Annotated in this window: 18 protein-coding genes; 3 read left to right on the forward strand and 15 right to left on the reverse strand. The window is 67.2% G+C overall.

What is annotated here, in order from left to right; translation table 11 throughout:
* Window position 1 precedes the first annotated feature (1 nt).
* The 11 genes from VGI12_06515 to VGI12_06565 all read right to left on the reverse strand — a co-directional run bounded on the left by VGI12_06515 (window position 2) and on the right by VGI12_06565 (window position 12394).
* Window positions 2-1060, reverse strand: coding sequence for a gluconeogenesis factor YvcK family protein (locus VGI12_06515; protein HEY2432310.1), 1059 nt, complete (start codon window positions 1058-1060; stop codon window positions 2-4).
* Between the two features lie 26 nt (window positions 1061-1086).
* Window positions 1087-1836 carry a phosphocholine cytidylyltransferase family protein gene (locus tag VGI12_06520; protein HEY2432311.1) on the reverse strand — a complete coding sequence of 250 codons (750 nt, stop codon included), beginning with the start codon at window positions 1834-1836 and terminating at the stop codon, window positions 1087-1089.
* A 5-nt stretch (window positions 1837-1841) separates the two neighbouring features.
* Window positions 1842-3398: an oligosaccharide flippase family protein gene (locus tag VGI12_06525; protein HEY2432312.1), complete on the reverse strand. Its 1557-nt coding sequence runs from the start codon at window positions 3396-3398 to the stop codon at window positions 1842-1844.
* Window positions 3395-4771, reverse strand: coding sequence for a TIGR03013 family XrtA/PEP-CTERM system glycosyltransferase (locus VGI12_06530; GenBank protein HEY2432313.1), 1377 nt, complete (start codon window positions 4769-4771; stop codon window positions 3395-3397). The genes VGI12_06525 and VGI12_06530 overlap by 4 nt, the downstream gene beginning before the upstream one ends.
* Before the next feature lie 21 nt (window positions 4772-4792).
* Window positions 4793-5656: a CpsD/CapB family tyrosine-protein kinase gene (locus VGI12_06535; GenBank protein ID HEY2432314.1), complete on the reverse strand. Its 864-nt coding sequence runs from the start codon at window positions 5654-5656 to the stop codon at window positions 4793-4795.
* Between the two features lie 10 nt (window positions 5657-5666).
* Window positions 5667-7127: a GNVR domain-containing protein gene (locus VGI12_06540; protein HEY2432315.1), complete on the reverse strand. Its 1461-nt coding sequence runs from the start codon at window positions 7125-7127 to the stop codon at window positions 5667-5669.
* Complete coding sequence (locus VGI12_06545) at window positions 7127-8368, reverse strand: hypothetical protein (protein ID HEY2432316.1); 1242 nt, start codon at window positions 8366-8368, stop codon at window positions 7127-7129. Before VGI12_06545 ends, VGI12_06540 begins: the two co-directional genes overlap by 1 nt.
* Before the next feature lie 10 nt (window positions 8369-8378).
* Window positions 8379-8999 carry a polysaccharide biosynthesis/export family protein gene (locus VGI12_06550; protein ID HEY2432317.1) on the reverse strand — a complete coding sequence of 207 codons (621 nt, stop codon included), beginning with the start codon at window positions 8997-8999 and terminating at the stop codon, window positions 8379-8381.
* Between the two features lie 17 nt (window positions 9000-9016).
* Window positions 9017-9439: a hypothetical protein gene (locus VGI12_06555; GenBank protein ID HEY2432318.1), complete on the reverse strand. Its 423-nt coding sequence runs from the start codon at window positions 9437-9439 to the stop codon at window positions 9017-9019.
* Window position 9440: 1 nt separating this feature from the next.
* On the reverse strand, window positions 9441-10589 hold the full coding sequence (locus tag VGI12_06560) for a sigma-54 dependent transcriptional regulator (protein ID HEY2432319.1): 1149 nt from the start codon (window positions 10587-10589) through the stop codon (window positions 9441-9443).
* A gap of 245 nt (window positions 10590-10834) precedes the next feature.
* Window positions 10835-12394 (reverse strand): sigma-54 dependent transcriptional regulator, encoded by a 1560-nt coding sequence (locus tag VGI12_06565; GenBank protein ID HEY2432320.1) that lies wholly within the window; start codon window positions 12392-12394, stop codon window positions 10835-10837.
* A 589-nt stretch (window positions 12395-12983) separates the two neighbouring features.
* On the opposite strand from VGI12_06565, the gene VGI12_06570 reads away from it, so the two are divergent.
* Window positions 12984-14441 carry a right-handed parallel beta-helix repeat-containing protein gene (locus VGI12_06570; protein ID HEY2432321.1) on the forward strand — a complete coding sequence of 486 codons (1458 nt, stop codon included), beginning with the start codon at window positions 12984-12986 and terminating at the stop codon, window positions 14439-14441.
* Here the strand turns inward: VGI12_06570 and VGI12_06575 are convergent.
* Window positions 14422-15225, reverse strand: coding sequence for a methyltransferase domain-containing protein (locus tag VGI12_06575; protein HEY2432322.1), 804 nt, complete (start codon window positions 15223-15225; stop codon window positions 14422-14424). The genes VGI12_06570 and VGI12_06575 overlap by 20 nt on opposite strands.
* Before the next feature lie 43 nt (window positions 15226-15268).
* Window positions 15269-16012, reverse strand: coding sequence for a HAMP domain-containing sensor histidine kinase (locus tag VGI12_06580; GenBank protein ID HEY2432323.1), 744 nt, complete (start codon window positions 16010-16012; stop codon window positions 15269-15271).
* On the opposite strand from VGI12_06580, the gene msrP reads away from it, so the two are divergent.
* Window positions 16013-16996: a protein-methionine-sulfoxide reductase catalytic subunit MsrP gene (gene msrP / locus VGI12_06585; protein ID HEY2432324.1), complete on the forward strand. Its 984-nt coding sequence runs from the start codon at window positions 16013-16015 to the stop codon at window positions 16994-16996.
* Window positions 16997-17644 carry a protein-methionine-sulfoxide reductase heme-binding subunit MsrQ gene (locus tag VGI12_06590; GenBank protein HEY2432325.1) on the forward strand — a complete coding sequence of 216 codons (648 nt, stop codon included), beginning with the start codon at window positions 16997-16999 and terminating at the stop codon, window positions 17642-17644.
* On the opposite strand, the gene VGI12_06595 is transcribed toward VGI12_06590, so the two are convergent.
* Together VGI12_06595 and VGI12_06600 are read right to left on the reverse strand one after the other, a co-directional pair.
* Entirely contained in the window at window positions 17583-18677 is a 1095-nt protein-coding gene (locus VGI12_06595) for an acyltransferase (protein ID HEY2432326.1), read from the reverse strand. The two genes, VGI12_06590 and VGI12_06595, sit on opposite strands and share 62 nt — an antisense overlap.
* A 77-nt stretch (window positions 18678-18754) precedes the next feature.
* Window positions 18755-20791 carry a hypothetical protein gene (locus VGI12_06600; GenBank protein HEY2432327.1) on the reverse strand — a complete coding sequence of 679 codons (2037 nt, stop codon included), beginning with the start codon at window positions 20789-20791 and terminating at the stop codon, window positions 18755-18757.
* Window positions 20792-20975 lie beyond the last annotated feature (184 nt).

Here is a 20975-nt window from a genome sequence, read left to right on the forward strand (position 1 = left end):
CTTAGAGTCCTCCGACCTCGGCGCGCGGGCGCCACGCGCCGAGCTTGCCGGCCGCAAGCGCCGTCACCGTCGCCGCGACCCTGTCCGGGTTGTGGCGAATCTTCCCCTGCGGGTGCTCCGACGCCAGCGGCACGCCGATCGCTCGCACGCCGAACCGATCCAGCGCGCTCAACTCGAAGGCGCCAGTCACGATCGGCGCCGCGCGGCGGTCCTGGTAACGCGTCGCCAGCGGCTCGGGGACCGGCGAGGTGTTGTAGATCACGCAGTCGAACAGCTGTCGTCCGAGGTGCCGCTCGAGCGTCAACAGGTGATCGAGCACGCTGAAGTTGTCCGTTTCGCCCGCCTCGGTCATCAGATTGGCGACCAGAATCCGCACGCCCCGCGAGGCGCAGATCGCGTCGGCCACCTGCGGCACCAGCAGCGGCGGCAGGATGCTCGTATACAGGCTGCCGGGCCCGACGACGACGGCGTCGGCCCGCGCGATGGCGTCGACGACCCTCGCCGACGGGAGCGGCTGCTGCGGCAGGAGACCGAGGCGCGCGATCGTGCCGCCGGCCCGTGCGATCGAGGTCTCGCCGCTCAACACCCGCCCGTCGCTGAACTCGGCGACCAGCGTCACGAGCTCCGAGGTCGCGGGCAGCACGACGCCACACGCCCCCAACATCCGCGACGCCGTCTCGACGGCGAGCGCAAAATCGTGCGTCACGTCGGCCAGCGCGGCCAGCATCAGGTTGCCGACGGCATGCCCCGTGAGGCCGTCGCCGCTGGCGAAGCGGTACTGGAACATTTCCGCCATCTGCGATTCGTCGTCGGCCAGCGCCGCGAGACAGTTGCGGATATCGCCCGGCGGCAGGATGTTGAACTGCTCGCGCAGCCGTCCGGAGCTGCCGCCATCGTCAGACGTCGCGACAACGGCGACGAGACGGTCGCGGTTCGCCTCCGTGACGCCGTTGGGATAGAGCAGCGGCCGGAGGCCGCGCAGGACGTTGGGCAGCCCGGTGCCCCCACCGACCGCGACGATTCGCGGTGTCCGGCTGGGGCGTGGCTCGAGACGCGGCACGGATGGAGCGGAGAGGCGCGACAACACTACGCCACGTCCTCCTGCGCGCGCGCTGACTCGATCGCCGGCAGCACCTCTCGAACCGCCCGCTGGAAGTCTTCCGGGAAGTCGATCTCGATCCAGGGATAGCCGTTGGCGGCGACGGCCTGCAGGGGCCAGTGCTGGGCGAACTCACGGAACGCCTTCGGCGCCCAGTCGCGGAGGCCGCCGTCGGCGACGATCTGGTCGAGCACGCCGACCAGCGCCGGCGCGGTCGCCGGACCGAACTTCACGATGCCCAGGTTCTCGCCGTCGGCGTCGGCCGGATCCATCGTCTTGGACATGTCGACGACGAGCCCGTCGCGAACCGTGACCTTCATCTCTTCGTCGCCGTACGGCGTTTCGGAGAGCCGATCGCGATACTCAATGAGCAACGCGGCGTCATTGTGGGTAGCCAGCAACGCATCCAGCAGCGAAGGATGGAAGAGCACGTCACAATTCAGCACCACGAATCCCTCGTAGAGCAGAGCTCGTGCCGTCCACAATGAATAGAGACTGTTGGTTTCCAAGAACCGGAAATTTTCGACATACCGGACGCCTGGCCCCAAGCTCTGCCGTACACGATCGGCCTGGCAGCCGACCACGACCACGATGTCGTCGATACCGGCGCGCCGGAGCGCGCGGACCTGACGCTCGACGAGTGTCAGGCCGCCGGCGCGTACCAGGCACTTGGGCTTGTCGCCTGCTGTTCCATTCAGTCGCGAACCTCGGCCGGCGGCGAGAATGATTCCACGCATATAGATCAGGCAGCCGGCACGAGCGTGCGCTTCCGGCCGACGAGCTCCCGTAGCCGGGCGGTGTACTGCTCGCGATCGCGCCGGCCGACTGCGATCACGAACAAGGCGACGTAGAGCACGGCGCTGAAGGCGCTGCCGACCGCGATCCCGAGCAGTCCGCCCGTCAGGTAGGGCTGCAGCGCTTCCAGCGCCAGGCCGGTGACGACGGCCGGCCACGCGGCGGGCCAGACCGACCGCCGCACGGCTTCCAGGACCGGCAGATCGACGCGGCGGCACGCGTCGGGAAACAGCACGAAGATCGAGGCCGCCGCCACCGGGATCACGGTCCCGAACGCGACGCCGACCAGGCCGAGTCTCCGGACGAGCGCGGCGCTCATCGCGAGGTTGACCAGGCCGGTGATGATATTCACGACTGCGACGCGGCGGACCGCGCCCGCCCCCTTGAGCACCGTCGTGCTCGTCGCGTTGCCGACGCGCAGCGCCACGGCCACCGCGAGAATCTGGATCACCGGCGCCGCCACGAGCATCCTGACGCCCACCCACGCGTTGACCAGCGGATGGGCGAGCACGATCAACACGACCGCGATCGGCAGCACCGTGGCCAGCGACAGGCGCGTGCCCTCGATCATCACCTGCTGGAGACGGCCGACCTGCCGTGTCGCATCGGCATCGACCACGACGGGGAAGAGCACCGCGTTTCCCTGGTTGGTCAGGCGTTGCGTGCCGGAAATGATACGGTCGGCAACGGCCCACGCCGCCACCGGCGCCGCGCCCATGAACACGCCGATTACCAGCTCGTCGAGCTCGTAGTTGAGCTTGTTGGCCCAGTCGATGACCGACGAGTAGACGCTGAATCCGGTCACCTCGCGCAGCCGGTTGCGGCGGAACAGGCGCGGTCGGATGTCGAGCGCGGGGTAGACCCGGTAGGCGTTGCGCCGGTAGGCGAAGTAGGTCACGAAGCGCACGAGCGAGGTCGCCGCCACGAGCGGGATCAGCCCGTAGCCGAGCAGCACGACCGCGACGTTGACGGCGGCCACCAGCACGTTGCTGAGGATCGCGACCATGTTGTTGACGTCGTAGCGCTGGAATCCGCTCGTCACCCCGCCGTAGACCGAGAACGGGAAGTTGATCGCGACGTTGACGCCGATGATCAACAGAATCCACTTGCCGACTTCGGCTTGCGCGTGGCTGATCCGGAAGACGTGCTCGAGGTTGAACGCGAGGCCGATCGTGACCAGATAGGCGAGCACGCCAAAGGCGGCGAACAGGAAGAACAGCGTGCTGGCGATTTCGTTGAGGGCGCGCGCGTCCTTGAACGCGCGATATTGCGCGATGAACTTGACCATCGCGCCGCCGTATCCGAGGTCGAGGATCGAGAAGTGGATGGTGACGCCGGCGGTCAGCATCCACAGCCCGTAGGCCTCGGCGCCGAGATGATGGAGGTTGAAGGGCAGCGTCACGAGCCCGGTCGCCATCTCGGCCGCGACCGAGAGATAGCGCGTCGCCACGTTGCGGGCGATTGTCTGCAGCGGGCGATCTTCGCTCCAGCCCGATCCGGTCACGCCGCACCCTTCCGGAAGAGCACCACCTTGACGGTGTCGAAGACGATGGTCAGGTCGAAGATGATCGACAGGTGCTTGATGTAGTAGAGGTCGTAGCGCAGCTTTTCCATCGCATCTTCGAGCGATGCGCCGTAGCGATACTTCACTTGGGCCCAGCCGGTGAGGCCCGGCTTCACCGCATGGCGCTGCTGGTAGAAGGGAATGGCCTGCGAGAGCTGGGCGACGAAGAACGGCCGCTCAGGACGGGGCCCGACAAAGCTCATGTCGCCGCGGATCACGTTCCACAGCTGCGGCAGCTCGTCGAGACGGGTCTTGCGGAGAAAGCCGCCGACGCGCGTGACGCGGTCGTCGCCGTCGCGAGCCCAGATCGGCTGGCCGCCCTGTTCGGCGTCCTTGCGCATCGAGCGGAACTTCGAGAGCACGAAGAGGCGGCCGTTCTCGCCGACGCGCTCCTGCCGGTAGAACACCGGTCGGCCATCGTCGAGCCACACCAGCAGGGCGGTGCCGGCCATCAGCGGCAGGGCCAGGACGGCCATGCCGAGCGAGAGCGTCAGGTCGATGCTGCGCTTCATCAAACGGGTCAGGCGAGAGACGCGGAAGCCGTCCGAGAAAATCAGCCACGACGGGCGCAGGTCGTCGAGCAGGATCTTGCCGGTGACACGTTCGTAGGTGGTGGTCGCGTCCTCGACCCGCACCCCGGCCATCTTGGCGCGCAGCAGTTCCTCGAGCGGAAGCTTGCCGCGGCGATCCGACAGACCGACCACGATGCGATCGATGTGCTGCTCGGCGACGAGCCGATCGATGTCGCCCGGCGTCCCGATAATCGCCGGATTGACGATGCGTTCGCCGATCCGCGAGGCGTCGTCGTCGATGAAGCCGACTACGCGGTAAGCAAAAGCGTGCTGATCGAGAATCTGCCGCGCCACCTTGCGGGCGGTCTCGCCGGTGCCCACGAACAGCACACGCTCTTCGTCGAGCCGCAGCGATCCGGTCACCCCGTTGAAGGCCAGACGCCAGCCCAGAATGGCGATCAGGAAGACGAACAGCGCCGAGACGAAGATGCCGTCGCCGATCATCAGACCGGGCAGGAAGAAGTAGAGGGCCGCGAGCACGATCGAGGCGGCGCCGGCCGCCTGCAGGAGCCGCACGATCAGCTCGCGGTTGGAATGGACGATCGTCAGGTCGTAGAAATCGTTGTAGTAAAGACAGAGCTGGCAGATCAGCGTCACCAGCGCAACCTTCCAGAGGTTCGCCGTCAGATCGGGCGTGTTCTGAAAGAGCGCCGCCAGCGCGACCGATCCGAAGATGAGCAGCAGCTCGCCCGCGAACACCGTCAAACTGCGAGTCGAGACGTATCGGTTGAACAGCTGCATATCTACGCTCCCCGCGATCGTCTACCCGGCGACGTAGTGATAGCCGCCGAGGTAGGACGAGGCGCCGTCGCCGGCATCGTTGAGCACGAGGCCGACCACCTTGTTGGTATCGAGGCCGGCGAGGGCGCGTTCGATGGCCGGCTTGGGCGTCACGCCGGCACGAACGATCATCAGCAAGCCGTCGACCATCCCCAGCGCGATCGACACGTCGGCCAGCGGCGCCACCGGCGGCATGTCGATGATGATCCGGTCGTAACGCGTACGAAGCGCATCCAGCGTCCGCCGCATCGCGATCGAGCCAAGCAGCTCTGCCGGATGCGACGAGGTCGGCCCAGAGGGCAGCACCGACAGGTGGTGGTCCGCCACCGCAACCAGGGCGTCGTCGAGCGAAGCTGCGCCGGTCAGCACATCGGCCAGGCCCGGCGAGTCGGATATACCGAAGAGGTGATGGATGGCCGGCCGCCGCAGGTCGCCGTCGACGAGCAGCACTCGCTGCTGGAAGTCCTGCGCCATCGCCAGCGCGAGGTTGGCGGCGGTGAGGCTCTTGCCGTCCCCCTTATTGGGGCTGGTGACGACGATCGAACGCAGCGTCCGTCCGTGCTCGGCGTTCTTGATGCGCGTCCGCAGCGACCGGTACTGCTCGGCCGCGGGCGACTGCGGCGCCAGGGCCGAGACGAGGCGGTGATCGAGGCGCACCGCAACCGGCGTTGCCTCGACGGGTTCGACCGCCGGCGCCGAGGTGGACATCGCGTGCATCGGCATCGCCAGCGCGGCGGCGCCAGCTCCTGACGTGCCGGCCGTGGGAAGGTCGGCCCCGAGGGCGCGCGTGCGGTGGACGGCGCCGTCCCGCTCGGCTTTCTTGAGAATCTCCTGTATGCGGCTCATAGTCGTCTCCTCAGGCGGCGGTGATCCGCGGAATCTCGCCAAGTACCGGTACTTCGAATTCGTTCTGCAGCGCGCGCGAGTCGTAGACGGAGCGGTCGAGGAACTCGCGTCCGAGCGCTGCGCCGGCGCCCAGCACGAAACCGAGCGCGAGCGCCAGGCCCATCACCTTGAGCGGCTGCGGATCGATCGGCTGTTTGGGATAGTCGGCGGGGTAGAGGATGCTGAAGCGCTCCCCTCCCTGCTTCTTCGCGAGGTCTTCGGCAAGCCGGGCGGCCTGCAGCCGCGTGTTCAGATCAGCGTAGCGGGCCTTCTCGAGATCGTAGTCACGCTGCAGCGAGGTCAGCTCCTGCTCGACCATCGGCGCGGACTCGACCCGGCTCTGATAGGAGCTGATCTGGGCGCTCGCGTTCCGCGCCGCGTCCTGCAGCTCTTTCAGGTGGATCCGCGCCATGTCGCGCTCCTGCACTTTCTGGCGATAGAGCGGGTCGGACTTCAGCAGCTCGTCGCGGTTGGAGGGCTGGTCGACCTTCGAGGCCGCGACATCCGCCTTGGCGACCTTGATCTCCTCCTGCAGGCGGGTGACGTCAGGATGCTTGTCGGTATAGCCGAGCGCGCGGTCGGAAGCGAGCTGCGCCTGCAGATCGTCGACGTGCTTCTGCGCCGCCTGGCTCGCGGCGAGCGCGGAGGCGGTCATCCCCTCGACTCCGGCGCCCTGCTGCATCGCCTGGATCTGCCCGTCGATCAGGGTCAGCCCGTCCTGCTGCGCGCGGATCTGGATCGAAACCGACTCGAACTGCTGGCGCGCGCCGTTGACCATCTGGACGTTGGCCGGGATCTGCTCCGGCAGCCGGCCGATGAATCCCTGCTTCTTCGTTCGCATCCGATTGTCGAGGTCGGTGAGGCGCGCCTGCGATTCGCCGGCCTGCTGCGCCAGGACGTCGGCCGAGTTCTCCGCGCGCGCCCTCTGCGCCTTGAGGTTCTCGTCGACGAACACCTGGGCGACGCGGTTGGCGATCCGCTGCGCCCGCTCGGCCGAGGCGTCGGTGACCCCGAGGTAGAACATCTCGATGCCGCGCGTCGGATCCGGCCGGCCGTTCAGCCCGATGGTGGGGGGAACCTCGATGTTCTTCGCCAGGTCGTCACGCAGCCGGGCGGCGACCTGCTCGCGGTTGTGCTTCGGGTCGATCTGCTCCTCGCCGATGACGCGATCGAGCACCTCCGGACTGAGCAGCTGTTGCTGGATGGCGCGCTGCCGGTCGACCGGATCCATCGAGCTGACGCCGCGTAGCAAATCGCCGGAGACGCTGGGCGATTGCACGCCGAGCGCGACCCGCGACAGATATGTCTTCGGCCACACCAGCAGGATCGCGCCGCCGAGCGCCACACAGGCGGCCAGCGGCACGACGAACCACCACTTGCGGCGCTTCACCGCCGCCATGTAGTCGAGGGGATGAAACGACTGCTGCTCCATTAGCGAATCCTCATAGGTTCAGAGATGACGATCTGCGCGCCGATGACGTGACGGGTGATGAGGCCGGTGGTCAGGTGCTCGGCGAGCCGGGTCTCCTGACGCGTGAAAATCCAGTAGCCCTCGACGCGGAGCGATCGGCCGATCGCGTAGCCGCCGAGCGTGTCGAACCAGAGCGAATCGAGGGGCAGTTCACCGGCGACGAACGGATTGGTGCGGCGCCACGCCGCCGACTCCTGCACGTAGAAGCGGTTGCGGGTCAGCGGCATCTGCACGTAGCCACGCAGCTCTTCGCTCTGGTTGGTGCCGCCGAAGGTCAGCGACGGGACGTAGCTGCGTTCGTACGAGCTCCCGAGCGTGGCCCGTTCGGCGTGATGCGTGATCCCTGCGCGGACGTAGGGACCGTTGCGGGTGATGCCGCGGGTACGGTCGTCGAGATGGGAAAATCCCAGCGCCGCTTCGATCTCGGTCTGCGGCCCAGGGCGATAGTTGTAGAGCGCGCCGACGTCCTCGAACAGCAGGGTCACCGGCACGGTCTCGAAGCCGACGGTCCCTTCGCTGAGATGCGCGACGCGAACTCCGCCCTCGACTCCGATGGACGACCGGCCGCTGAACCGGTTCGCCAGGCTGGCGTGCATGCCGTTGACGGTGCCGCCGGTGAGCGGCGTGTCCTTGCGCACGAAATCGACCCAGGTGCCTTCATACCCGGCGCTGAAATCGAGCGTGCGGGTCAGACGCGCCTCGATGCCGGCCGCGGCGTCGTTGTAGCGGGAGCCGGTGCGCTGGAAGGGCACGCCGTTCAACGGCAGCAGGTCGGTCGTCGGCACGCGCATGTAGTTTTCTTTGGCCACGAACGTCACGCGCCGGTTGAGCATCCGCCGCAGGTCGAGATAGGCGCGCTGGTCGGTGCCGTCGAGATCGGTGAGCTCGAAGTAGTGCCGGAAGGTGCCGTCGTATCCGGTCGAGAAGCTGGTTCGCGAGTCGTAGAACTCGAGCTGACCTGAGGGCTGCAGCGTCGCAAGCGTGTCCGACGCGGGGCTGCCGCCTGGCAGCTCGGCCTGCGCGATCGCGACGTTGCTGTCAAACTGCCCGCCGATCGTCACTCCCGGCGTGAACGACCAGCCGGGTACGCGCCAGGACGGCAGCTCCGCGAGCGGCTCCTGTTGCGCCGCGGCCGGGGCGGCTGCCGCCAGCGCCAGCAGCGCGGCGGCGGCGAACGTCTGAAGAGGGCAGTTGGTCGGCATCGCGTCCTGCCTACTTGACGATGACGGTATCGCCCGGCTGCAGCGCCAGCGGCTCGCGCCGGGTGTCGTCGTCGATCGCGTCCTTGTAGTTGAACTTCAGCTTCTCCGTGCCGCGCAGGATGGTGATGTCCTTGCGGTTGGCAAAGTCAGTGAAGCCGCCGGCCAGCGCGATCGCCTGGATGATGGAGAGACGGCCGTTAAGGGCGAAGACGCCGGGCCTGGTCACCTCGCCCTGCACGTAGACGACCTGGGGCGTCGTCTCGAGCACGATGACGGTCACCACCGGGTTGGCGATGTATTCCTTGAGGGAGGCGGCGATCGCGTCCCGTAACTCGAGCGAGGTGTGCCCTGCGGCCGCGACGTCGCCGACCAGCGGCAGCGTGATCTTGCCGTCGGGGCGGATCTGCAGCGATTGCGAGAGCTGCTGGTCTTTGTAGACGTCGATACGCAGCTTGTCGCCGGTCACCAGGTGGTAGTCGGCCGTCGTCGGGGAGGTGCGGGTCGTCGGCGCCGCGCCCGTCGCGCCTGACGTGCCAATCGGCGTCGGCGTCTGCGCGGTCTGCGCCGCGGCGGTGCCCAGCAGGGCGGCGAGCGAGAGCGCGGTGAACGTGGCGGTCGGCTTCGTAATCATAAGACGCATCCTTCCGTTTATGCCTGGGCGGTGCCGCGCGGGGTGCGCCGCGCGACGGCGGTTCGTGCCTGCGCCGCCGCTCGACGCAGGGTCTCGACGTCGGCGCCGTGGGTGGGACAGCAGGCCGCACCGACTTCGATCTCGAGCGGCTGCCCGAATTGGTAGTGCTCGAGCCGCACCAGCACGCGATCGATCACGCGCATCGAGTTCTGCATGTCGGCGTCGAGCAGCACCATCGACACCGCGGTGTCGCCGACCGCCAGCAGGTCGGTCTCGCGCAGCTCCGGGTTGATGAGACTGGCGATATTGCGGCGGTCCTCGGCGGAGCGCTCGCCGCGCGGCTCGAGCAGCACCAAGGTCACGAAGTTCTGCGAGCGCAGCGCCCGCTTCAACTCGTTGGCGAGTACGAATTCGAATGTGTCGGATGTCAGCACGGCCATGTCAGGACGCTGTGTCGAGCTCCGCTTCTTTGATCTTGTAGAGCAGCGCCTTGTAGCTGATGCCGAGGATCTCGGCCGCCTCACGGCGGTTCCATCGCGTGTGCTGCAGGGTGCGGTAGATGAGGCCCCGCTCGGCTTCGCGCGCGGCGGATCGCGCGATGTCTTTCAGGGAGCCAGTGAGTGGCGCCGGTCGAGCGGCGGGCACCGCAGCGGCGGGTCCCGGCACGGGCGGCGCGGCAATCGCCGGAAGGGCCGTCGCCAGAGATGCCTGCAGGAGGGGGATCGGCCCCGATACCACCGTCCGGCCCGCGATCGCGTCGGCGACCTCACGGCGAATCGGCGCGTCCGTGCCGAGGATCACCATCCGCTTCACCAGGTTCTCGAGCTCGCGGACGTTGCCCGGCCAGTCATACTCGGCGAACAGTCGCAGCGTGTCGGTGGCGAGCGCCGGCGCGCGCTTGTTGTAGTGCGCGGAATACTGGCCGAGAAAGCACTGGGTCAGCGCCGGGATCTCGCCCCGTCGCTGGCGGAGCGGCGGCAGCGTGATACAGACGACGTTCAGGCGGAAGAACAGGTCTTCCCGGAACTGCCCGTCGGCGACCGCGAGCTCGAGATCGCGGTTGGTCGCGGCAACCACCCGCACGTCGACCTGCACGTCCTGGCGCCCGCCCAGCCGCGCGAACTCCCCGTCCTGCAGCACCTGCAGGAGCTTGGACTGCAGCGGCGCGCCCATTTCGCTGACTTCGTCGAGGAACATCGTGCCGTGGTTGGCGAACTCGAACTTGCCCGGCTTGTGCTGCAGCGCGCCGGTAAAGGCGCCGCGTTCGAACCCGAACAGCTCGGACTCGAGCAGTTCCGCCGGGAGGGCCGCGCAGTTCACCTTCACGAACATGCGGTCACGGCGTGGCGACGCGGAATGTACGTTGCGCGCGACGAGCTCCTTGCCCGTCCCGCTCTCGCCGCGGATGAGAACGGTGACGTCAGTGTCAGCGACACGACCGATGAGTTCGCGGACTTCCCGCATCTGGTCGCTGGTGCCGAGCAGCACCGCGGTGACGCGTCGCAGCGGCACTGCAGGCCCGTCAGACGGCGCCGGCGGCGTGAGGTTCTCGGTCATCCCGCGTACATCCGGCTGAGTGGGCCACTGCACGCGGACCAGTTCAGCAAGCGAAATGCCACGACAGCAAAACTTTGGAAATATTGGCGAAATCGCGGGACGGTGAGGCGGAAGGGCCGAGGTGAGAAGGACGCTACCGTCGAAGGAGTGGAAGTGCGATGCGTACTGTGTGGAATAGTTGGCAGTGAGTGAACAGTCGGCCGCAGGCAGGGGCCGATGAGGAGGGAGCCGGGAACAGCCGGCAGTTTCTCACTGCCCACTGCCCACGACTCAACGACTTATGCTCTCGAGATTCCGCACTCCTTGATCTTGTTGAGCAGCGTCTTGTAGCTCACGCCGAGGATCTGTGCGGCCTTGCGCCGGTTCCAGTGCACCTGCCGCAGCGTCTGCTCGATGGCGGCGCGCTCGGCCTTCATCGACGCGGCTTTCGCCACGGCGGCGAGCGATCCTGTCGGGGCGGTCCCGCTGTCGGCGCCGCCGGTCACCGCGTCTTCGGGTTCCGCCGTGTCGGCCGGAGCGGGCGGCGGCGTGTATGGAAGCGGCGGCATCGGCGGGTTGTAACCGCCTGCGCCCACGGCCGCGACGCCGACGGGAATGCCCATCCCCGCCGCAACCGCGGCGGCCAACGGGGCCTGCGCGGCGGCCGCCATGGCGCGCTGCATGTTGCGCTCGATCTCGCGAACGACCAGCTGCTCGTCCTGCAGAATCACCACCCGCTTGATCATGTTCTCGAGCTCGCGGATGTTGCCGGGCCAGTCGTACTGCAGAAACATCTGCCGCAGCTCGTCCGACAGGGGCCGCGCCGGCCGGTTGTACTTGCGCGCGTAGCGGGCGATAAAGAAGTCGATCAGGGTCAGCGTTTCATCGCGGCGCTCGCGGAGCGGCGGCACGAACAGCTCGATGACCTTGAGCCGGTAGTAGAGGTCCTCGCGGAAATCTCCGCTGAGCATCATCTTTTCGAGATCGCGGTTGGTCGCGGCCACTATCCGGACGTCCACCTGGATGCGCTTGTTGCTGCCGAGTTTGGTGAACTCGCCGTCCTGGAGCACATGCAGCAATTTCGCCTGCAGCGCCGGCTTCATCTCGCCGATTTCGTCGAGCATCAGCGTGCCGGTGTCGGCCTGCTCGAATTTGCCGATGCGGGTGTTCGCCGCGCCGGTGAACGCGCCGCGCTCGTGGCCGAACAGCTCGCTCTCGAGCAGTTCGGCGGGGAGTGCGGCGCAGTTGACCTTCACGAAGGGACGGTTGCGGCGCGTCGACCGCTGATGGATGGCCCGCGACACCAGCTCCTTGCCGACGCCACTCTCCCCGCGGATGAGGACGCCGACGTCGCTGTCGGCCACCTGCTCGATGACCGTCGCGATCGCGCGCATCTTCTCGCTGTTGCCCCACACCGCGCGGTCTTCGTCATCGGAGAGCTGCTGCCGCAGCTCGCTGAGCTCCGATACGAGGCGGTTCTTCTCGATCGCGTTCTTGATGGCCACGTCGAGCGCGATCTCGCCGAGCCCTTCCGGGTCGTCGGGTTTGACGACGTAGTCGGCGGCGCCGAGCCGGACGGCCTCGACGATCGTCGATGCCTGGTTGCGGCCCGAGAGCATGATGACCTGCGCCTCGGGACGCGAGGCCTTGAGCGCACGCAGCGTCGCCATCCCGTCCAAGCCCGGCATCATCACGTCGAGGAGCACCACGTCTGGCGCCTCGTTCTGTTTCATCGACGCCAGGAGCTCGTCGCCGCGTGTATAGCAGCGCGCTTCATAGCCTCGGAGTGACAGAAACGTCCGCAGGTACTGCGCGAACCCTGCATCATCATCGACAATGGCGACGTATGGCTTTTTCATTGTGTATGCTTTGACTGCAATTTCTTCCAAGTGTCCAATCGATTTCCCACTCCATTCAAGAGTCGTACCTCGACAGAACCGGTTTGCGTAACTAGCCGGCCGAAATGGGCAAGGAATTGCCGACTTCGCTTGTTTCCAACTGGTACGTCGCTTGAAATACTGATTGACCGTGTGGGAAAACGTCGTACGTAGGCATTTGGTTTCTCTTGCGCTCGGTCTGACGGTGGTCGTGGCGAGCCCCTCGTTGGCGGCCGCGACGGTGGCAAACGCAGATTCGGACGCGCGGGCGTCCATCCCGGCGGAGAGAGCCCGAGCGTCTGTTGCCGGTCTGCGCGATGAGGCCGCCATGGTCCTGGTTGGAACCGCGCTCATTGGTCTTGCGGCGGCCGTCCGCCGGGCCGCGTAGCTGAACATCAGGTTTTCGAAGCCGTGCCCGGTGTGCCTGCGGCGTATGGTCCGCAACGCAGCCGGGCGCTTCGAAATTCATGCATTCGAGTGCGGGCGACGGGGTCGCCGCTCATGAGGACCGGCCAGGCTTGGCGCCGGCCGCGGCTTTGCGCCGGCCACGGCTTTGCACAAGGTCGAGCTCATGCGTCGAATCTTTTGCGTGGCGGCCGTGTTGCTCGCCGCGTCCGCCCCGTCCCGATCGTCGATCCATGTCGTTCGCGCTGGCGAGGATCTGCAGACAGCCCTGAACGCGGCGCGCGCCGGCGACGAGATCCGGCTGGAGCGTGGCGCCACCTTCACCGGGAATTTTGTGCTACCCGTCTTCGACGGAGACGCGCCCGTGATGGTCCGCACGGACCTCTCCGCGGCGGAGCTCCTCCCGCCTGATCAGCGGGTGACACCCGCGGCGGCCGCCAGTTTCGCCCGGATCGTGTCGCCGAACGGCAGCGCGGCGCTGCAGACCGCGCCGGCTGCGCGGCATTGGCGCCTCGCGTTTCTCGAATTCCCGGCCACCCGGAACGGCTCCGGCGACATCATCCAGATCGGCGACGGTTCTTCGGCGCAGTCGCAGTTGTCGCAGGTGCCGTCCGACATCACGCTGGATCATCTCTATGTCCATGGCGATCCGCAGAAGGGGCAGAAGCGCGGGATCGCGCTGAACGGCGCCTCCGTGACGATCCGGGACTGCCACGTGAGCGACATCAAGGCGGTGGGAGCGGACGCGCAGGCGATCGCGGGCTGGAACGGTCCCGGTCCCTACGTCATCGAGAACAACTATCTCGAGGCCGGCGGCGAGGTGTTCCTGCTCGGCGGCGCCGATCCTGGCATCCGTGACCTGGTGCCGAGCGACGTCACCATCCGCCACAACCAGTTCAGCCGCCCACTCGAGTGGCGCGGGTCGCGGTGGCAGGTGAAGAACATCCTCGAGCTCAAGAACGCGCGTCGAGTGGTCGTCGAGGCGAATCTCCTCGAAAACAATTGGCAAGCCGCGCAGCCGGGCTACGCCGTGCTGTTCACGCCGCGCAACCAGGACGGCGCCTGCCCCTGGTGCGTCGTTGAATCGGTCAACTTCACCCACAACGTGGTGCGCAACGTGGCGGCTGGCATCAACCTCAGCGGCCACGACTCGCCGAACCAGAGCCGCCAGACGAACGGCATTCGCATCGAAGGCAACCTATTCGACGGTGTCACGACGAAGATGGGGGGGAACGGCTGGGGCATGTTAATCGGCGACGGCCCGCGGGACGTGACCGTCGCCGGCAATACGTGGCAGTTCGACGGAACGACGCTCGTCTACGCGTATGGCGCTCCGAGGATTGACGGCTTCCGGTTCGTGAACAACGCCGCCCCGCACGGGCAGTACGGCATCAACGGCGCTGATGCCTCGACCGGAACACTGACGTTCGAGCGGTTCTTCAATGCGCCGGTGGTGGCGGGCAACTGGCTGAGCGGCGGCCCCGGCGGCCGTTACCCGACGGGAAACCGCTTTGACGCACCGTTCGATCCGGCGAACGCCAAGGGCGCCGGCGTCGACGTCGCCGCCATGCGGGCGCTCGCCGACGCGATCGAGCACGGCCGCTTTACTTCGTCAGCGAAATGACCCGGACCGAGGCGTAGTGCGCCAGGCGCGGAAAGCGATCGAGCAGGGCGCGATCGCCGGCGTACAAGCGGCGCCAGGAATTCTTCACGACGGGCAGCACGCAGCCGACCTGCACGTGCGGCAGGACGAACGCTCGCGTCGACCACGAGCGAAAGCCGCGGGCGAACCGAGCCAGCTCTCCGTCGGTGAGCGGGCGTTCGTAGGGGGAGATGTCTGGCGCGCGGTAGGGGATGAGGCGGCGCACCAGGCGGAGCACGGCGGAATTGCGGACGGGCTCCTTGAAGATCGCGCGTCCGCCCGGTTTGAGGACGCGTCGCACCTCGCGCGAAACGAGATCGAGATCGAGGTGATGCAGGATCGCCATCCCGAAGACGAGGTCGACGGAGTCGTCCGCAAACGGGAGGTCGTGCGCCGATGCCGCTATAAAGGTGGCGCCGGCTTCGCGACCGCTGACGGCAAGCCGTCGCTGACCCAGCCGCAGCAGGTCCTCGGAGATGTCGATCGCCCACACGTGGGCGCCCCGGCCAGCCAGCAGCGCCGTGTTCGCGCCCGATCCGCACCCGAAATCGACAATCCGGCGACCCTCGACGTCGCCAAGCTGATGATAGGCATACTCGAGCGGGTACGCCGTGTCGCCGGGAGGGCGCGCGTAGCGCTCGAACGTCTCGGTGTTCACGCGCAGCGCGTCATCGGGTGTCAGTGTCGCTTCCACCGAGCTGCGCACGATCTCGGCGCGCTCCCAGACCTGCATGGCGCCGGATCGCTCGCCGACAGTCGTGTGCATCTCGTCTCTCCCCTCTGGGAGAATGCAAACGGTGCGCCCGAGCTCAGGCGGCGGGGAGGAGAAGTCTGGCGCCCGCCTTGGCGTTGTCCGGGGCGCCCCAGATCCGGCCATCGAAGGCCGTAAGAATCAGCTTCGCTATCGGCAGGCCCAGGCCGGAACCGCCGCGCAATTCGTCGAACTGGGGCAATGCGTCCGACCCTGCCGTCTCGAGGGCGGTGATGGTCGGGTCGTCGCCGATGAGGATCTCCTGATGCGGACGCGCACCCATGGTCGCCGGACGCAGGCGGACGACGAGCGTGTCGGAGGTGACGAGTTCACGCCGCAGCGACCCGAGAATCGACTGGAGCGCGTGTTTGAGCCGACCCGGGTCGGCGTGGACCAGCGCTGGCGCATCGGGCAGCCGGAGGTCGATGCGCAGCTCGCGATCGGGGAGGGGAGCAAGGTCATCGGCCGCGTGCCGCAGCGGGTCCCGCAGGTCGGTCGAGCTGCGGTTGAAGACTGCCGTTCCGGCCTCCAGCTGCGCCAGATCGCTCGTTTCCGCCACCAGCGCCGTCAGCCGGCCGCATGATTTTTCGACTTCCTCGAGCAGCCGGCGCTGCTGCTCGGTGAGGGGGCCCGCCCGTTCCTGCTGGAGCATCCGCACGTATCCGAGGACGACGGTCATCGGCGTCCGAAATTCGTGGACCGCCAGGGAAAGCATTTTCGGCCAGCGCGGGTCGGTCGTCTCGGACATGGCCCGATTGTAGGCGGGAATGGGGGACGGGTGGTTCGGTGTTCTAATAGCCATATGCTGATCCGCAGCGATCCGCCGATTGCGTCGTCCGAGGTCACGGACGAGCGCTGGTTTCTCCGCCGTCGCGAGTTCATTCAGCTCGGCGCCGGCGTGCTGGGCGCAATCGCCGGAGGGGTGGCGACCGCGTGCGCGGGGGACGCAGTGAACGCCTCGACCGGCGGCGCCACGGCGGTCGCCGCTCAGCAGCCGCTGACGGCCCCCCGGAAGATGGTCACGACGACCGAGCCGCTCAACAAGTTCGAAGAGATTACCGGCTACAACAACTATTACGAGTTCGGCACCGCCAAGGGCGACCCGAAGAAATACGCCGGGCAGCTGAAGACCACGCCGTGGACGGTCAAGATCGACGGGCTGTGCAACAAGCCCGCCGACTACCATCTCGAGGATCTGATCAAGACGGCAGATCTCGAGGAGCGTGTCTATCGTTTCCGCTGCGTCGAGGCGTGGTCGATGGTGATCCCGTGGATTGGGATACCGCTGGCCGCCGTGCTCAAGCGCGCCGATCCTCAGCCGAAGGCGACGTTCGTCGAGTTCCAGACCGTGCTGCGGCCCAGCGAAATGCCGGGGCTGGCCGAGGGCGGCTTGAACTGGCCCTACACCGAGGCGCTCCGGCTGGACGAAGCGATGAATCCGTTGTCGCTGCTCGCCGTCGGTCTCTACGGCAAGACGCTCCTCAACCAGAACGGCGCGCCGATTCGGCTGGTGGTGCCCTGGAAATACGGATTCAAGAACATCAAGTCGATCGTCCGTATCCGCTTCGTCGACAAGATGCCGCACACCGCGTGGAACGACGCCAACCCGCGCGAATACGGTTTCTATTCGAACGTGAATCCAACTGTCGATCATCCGCGCTGGAGCCAGGCCAACGAGCGGCGCATTCCGGCGTTCTTCGCCAACACGAAGACGCTGATGTTCAACGGCTACGCGGATCAGGTCGCGTCGATGTATGCGGGAATGGACCTGCGGAAGCTCTACTGAGTGAAGAGGGCGGCCAAGGTCGTCGTCTTCGTGGCCTCCCTCGTGCCCGTCGCGCTGCTCGTGCGCGGCGCGCTCGTCGGCGACCTCGGCGTCAATCCCGCCGAGACCATTCAGCTCACCACCGGACGCTGGGCGTTCAAGTTTCTCCTGCTGACGCTGGCCGTGACGCCGCTTCGGCGCCTCACCCGCTGGAACGTGGTGATCCAGTACCGGCGCATGCTCGGGCTCTTCGCGTTCTTCTACGCCACGCTCCATTTCCTGTCGTACTGGGCGTTCGATCTGCTGTTCGCGTTCAGCGGCATCGTCAAGGACATCGGCAAGCGCCCCTTCATCACCGTCGGGTTCGCGGCGCTGGTCCTGATGGTGCCGCTCGCCGTCACGTCCACGAAGGGCTGGATCCGGCGCCTCGGTCGCAACTGGGCGCGCCTGCACTGGCTGATCTACGCATCGGCGATCCTCGCGGCCGTCCACTTCGGGTGGAAGGTCAAGGTGTTCACCGGCGATCCGGTCTATTACGCCAGCGCCGTCGCGCTGCTGCTCGGATTCCGCGTGGTCTGGGCCGCCACCCACCGCCCGCGCGGCGCCGTCACGCGGCAGGGTTCACGGGGGCCAGTCCGGGAGCCGGTGGCTGCGGAGCCGCGCGGATGAAGCGCGCTTCGATCCGGCGGCGCAGCCGCAGCGACGGCTGCTCGACCAGATAGTAGGAGAGCAGCGCCAGCCCGCACGCGAGCGCGAGGTTCAGCGGAAATGCCGCCACCGCCGCGCTGCTGGCGCGATTGAAGAACGGCTGCTGCCAGAGGTAGAGCGAGTAGCTGAGCCAGCCAACGAACACGAGCGGCCGGGTGTTGAGCAGCCGTCCCAGTGTCCCTTCGGAGAACGTCACGCACCAGTCGATGCACAGCGCAACCCCGACGTTGACGAGAGAGAATGCTGCGCCGAAATAGACGAGAGGGTGCTGCGCGAGCGTGTTGGCGGCGAAGGTCGCGAGCGGAACCAGAAGGAACGCCGGAGACGCGAGTGCCCGCATGTAGACACGCGTCGCGTGCAGCCGCGCCCGTACGCCTGCGAGGACGCAGCCGACGGCGATCGCGTCCGCGACCGTCTCGAAGCGCGCCCCGATGCCGTCGCCCGCCCACCGCATCAACTCCCACTCGGCGATTCGAATGACCGGTGCGAGGAGCACCACCGCGGCGGCGATGACGATCGCCTTTCTGGACCGCGCCAGCAGCACCACTGCGGGCCAGATCAGGTAGAACTGCTCCTCGACCGACAACGACCAGGTGTGCCCGACGAACCAGGAGCGCCCCTCGTCATAGTTCGTCGTATAGGTCGCGGCGCGCAGGATGTCGTCCTGATGCAGCGCGACGATCCCCGCGAGGTGGGCGGCGAGCAGCGCCGCCAGCAGGGTGTAGTACGGAGGGAAAATGCGAAGCGTGCGACGGAGATAAAAGGCTCCCAGGTTCACGCGTCCGGTTCGCGCCACTTCGTGCAGGAGCAGCCGCGTAATCAGGTATCCCGAAATGACGAAGAACACATGCACGCCCAGCTCGGCGATGTTCAGGGCGTTGCCCGCCGGAGCGCTCAGCGGAAACCCGCGGGTGCCGGCGAGATGGCCGACGAAGACGAACGCGATCGAAATCGCGCGAAGCCCATCCAGTGAAGGAATCCGATCTTGCGACATGTCAGCCTCGGCCGTGGGCCGGGGATGACATTGCAATCCTCACTCCAGCGGCACCGCGAGGCGAGGATCGAGTCACGTCATTTGATGGCTGCGCTGGTGACGCCGACGCCGAGGCTGCTGAGGCTCGTATCAGCGACGAGGGCGCCGGTCGCCGGCGTCTCGCTGGTGTAGAGCAGGCCGCCGTTGCGAAAGTACTGCACCACGCCGGCGTGGACGGTGACGGTGAAGACATCACCGGGCGCGCTCGGTCCCTCCGTTCGATACATGCCGTTCTCGCGCACTTCGAACACGCCGGTGGGCCAGAAGCTCAACCCGTACGAGATCGATGCCACGGCGACGCCGGCGGTCGCCGCCGGCGCGAGACCAGCGACGAGGCGCTGACCGGGCGCGACCGTCAGCGAGAACGCGCCGTCGCTCATGATCCGCTGCGCGCTGATGCCGCCCGCATCGAAACACGTGGCGCACGGGCCGGTCTTCCGCAAGACGTCCAGCGACGCCGTCGCCTTGACGAGCGACGTCCAGACGACCGGACCGGTGAGGGCGCCGAGTCCCGCTTCGGGAAACACGGTGGTGTCGTTTTTCGCGAGCCCCGGCGCCGCCCACATGAACCGCGCGGGTGACAACAGGATCTGATCGAACGAGAGTCCGTCCTCTCGCACCTGGATCCGCAGCGTCTGCGCGGCGCCCTCGAAGGCGATCGGATCGCCCCATCCGCCGTAGCCGCTATCCTGCCAGCCCCAGCCGGATAGTCCCATTCCGCTTCCTTCCTCGATGCTGACGACGGCCGCGGACGCGGAGCCGATGCGATCGACGGGACGTCCGGTCGCGTCGAGGCTGCCACTGAACTGCACGAAGGCCGAGTCGTTCTGCCACGAGTCCTGCTGCGCCATGCCGCGCATCCACAACCGGTAGGCGCGGCCGGGCTGAACGAGGAACGGGATCTCCACGTAGCTTGCCGGCATCGGCGCGGCCGACAACAGCTTCGACGCCCCCGCGTCGGGATTGAAGAGTCGAATGCCGCCGGCGGCCGTCGTATCAGCGATGGCTGACCAGGCGGTTCCGACGGTCTTCGCGCTCCGCGCATACAACACGACGTCATCCGCCCCAACGGTCGGGGGCGGCGTCGGCGCGGGATCGCCGGGCGGCGGCGGCGTCACCGGGGCCGACGCCGCCGGGTCTGGTACGGTGACCACGATGCCGAAGTGATCCGAAGGGGACGCGTCGCCGGTGACCGGCGTGATGGCGAACTGCTGCATGTCCAGCGGCAGGAAGCCGGCCGGCGTCCAGGCATAGTCGATGCGCTTGAACGGGAAGCCGTTCGGGAATCCGCAGCCGCTCCGGTCCACCATGCCGGTGTAGCCGGGCAGCGATCCGTGAATCACCGTCCACGCGTCCACGTAGCCCGCCGCGCGCAGCACCGGCAGCGCCGTGTTGACGGGCGTCTGGTCGCACACCGGCGTCGACCCTTCGAACACGTTGAGATCGCCGACGAGTACGTGGGGCTGACCGTTCGCGGTCGCGTTGAGAAAGGCGAGCGTACCCTGTGCCTGCGCCGCATAGCTCGCCTCCGCGTTGTCTCCCGGGCCGTACCAGTGGGTGACGTAGAGCAGCAGCGTGTGCGAACAGGCGGCGTCGACGCAGACCGGGGCGCGCACGACCCACATCGTGTCACTGGGTGAGGGGTTCCGCGACGTATCGAGCTGCCGCCACTGTTCCGGACCGCCGAAGCCGTACCGGGCGACGAGCGTCACGCCGTTCTGTTCGGAGGAGACCGCCTTCCAGCCGAGAGCCTGGCGGACATGTTCCCCTGATCCGCAGACGCTGCTCCACGCTTCAGCGAGCCCGAACGCGATGACCGAGGGGTCGGCGCCGACCTGCGCGATCGCTGCCTGCGAGGCGCCTTCGCCCCAGGCGTTGAGCGGCTGCGTGGGGTCGGTGCAGTTCGGCGTATTCCTGAAAGGAGCGGCAAAGCCGGGCAGCGCGTCGACTCCTTTGCCAGACATGATGTTCCAGAAGGCGACCCGCAGAGGGCCGGCCGCGGCTGGCGAGGCAACCGCCAGAATGTACGCCAGCGCGCCGACACACACACGTCCGCGCCGCGAGAAACTTGGCATCAGCGAAGTCCCCTAAGAGATGTAGCGGTTATCAGGAATGCGCGGCTGCGCGCGGCTGGCAGAGGCAATGCCGCTGCCGTAAGGCGGACGAATTACCAAAAATGGAAATCGCTAACAAATTTGCAGCTGAGTATAGCGACTGGGGGGAGCTAGCTGTGCCGTATCGATACACGGCATGACGTTT

This window comes from Vicinamibacterales bacterium (assembly GCA_036496585.1).
In the GTDB taxonomy this organism is placed as follows: domain Bacteria; phylum Acidobacteriota; class Vicinamibacteria; order Vicinamibacterales; family 2-12-FULL-66-21; genus JAICSD01.